Origin of the sequence: Paralimibaculum aggregatum, assembly GCF_030270585.1 — a bacterium.
GTDB classification, from domain to species: domain Bacteria; phylum Pseudomonadota; class Alphaproteobacteria; order Rhodobacterales; family Rhodobacteraceae; genus Thermohalobaculum; species Thermohalobaculum aggregatum.
On record NZ_BSYI01000115.1, the window covers coordinates 1 to 1,292 of the forward strand.

Consider the following 1,292-nt stretch of genomic DNA (forward strand, 5'->3'; position numbering starts at 1 on the left):
TAGGTGATGAAGCGGCGGTTGTCGTCGGAGAGGGTGCCGCCGTCACGCTGCTCGAAGGCACCGTAGCCGCGGTTCAGACCGTCGTTCTCCAGGTCGCGGTAGTCGTACTCGAAGATCACCACCGAGGTGTCCGAGGTCTCCTTGACGATCACGTTCGGCTCGTCGCCGCCCGAGTTGTTGTCGATCTCGACCTGCGGGAACTTGATGAAGACGTGCTCGGCCTCGTCGTCCGAGGTCTCGCGCTCGCGCACGATCAGCGTGCCCGAACCGCCCTCGCCGGCAGAGCCCTCGCCGATGTCGGAGCCGAAGCTGTCCGTCACCTCGATGTAGATCTGGCCGTCACGGCTGTGCGGGTCGCGCAGGATCTCGGCGTTGATCTGCGCCGCGAACTCCTGGAGGAACTCGTAGGTGGTCTGGCTCTCGGCGTCGCCGCCGAAATCCACGGTCCGGGTGTAGGTCTTGCCGTTGAAGGTGATCGAGACGGTGTCGTTCTCCTTCAGGTCCTCGATCAGGATCCGGTACTCCTGGCCCTCGACCAGCTTGGTGGTGCCGTTCTGGACGCCGACGACCATGTCCTCGGCATAGGCCTCGCGGCCCAGCGACTGCTGCGCATCGGGGAACGACTCGTCGTCGACCCGGTTCTCGTAGGCGCGGAAGACGATCTCGTCATCCTCGAAGAACTCGGCACCCTCGATGGTGTCCTCGGAGGCCTCGGTGTCGACGGTGAAGGCGGAGTTGCCGAACACCGCGGCGCGCGAGACGAAGATCGCGTCCGTCACCGAGAGCACCTGGTCGCCGCCGAGCGCGCTCGGGTCGAAGGTGATCTGGATCAGGTCGAGATCGGTCGCCGTGCCCGCCGGATCGACGATCGCCGAGACGGTGAAGTCGACATCCGGGAACGCCTCGGCCAGCGAGGCCTGGATGTCGCCCGCAACATCGGTCGCGAAGATCGGCGGGTTGCCGTCGAGCTCGTCGTCGTTGCGGTCGAAGATCGCGACGTCGATCTGCTCCTCGCCGGAACCGGTGGTCACCGCGAAGGTCAGGCCCACGAAGGTGTTCCACAGGTCGTTCTGGCCCGGGCGGTCGATGCCGTTCACGTTGTCGTCGATCGGGTCGATCGTCACCGTCACGGTCTGCGTCGTCAGGTCGTCGTCGTCCGGAAGGTCGAGACGGAAGTCGCGGCCGACCAGGATCTGGCCATCCGCATTGGTGTCGACGATGTCGTCCGGCTCGTCATTGTTCACACCGTCGCCCGAGACGTCCAGACGCCGCGCGATGATGTTGATGTTGTC

Annotated in this window: 1 protein-coding gene; it reads right to left on the reverse strand. The window is 65.2% G+C overall.

What is annotated here, in order from left to right:
* The coding region (locus tag QSJ97_RS24520; protein WP_285675130.1) for a hypothetical protein at positions 1–1,292 on the reverse strand (1,292 nt) is incomplete at both ends.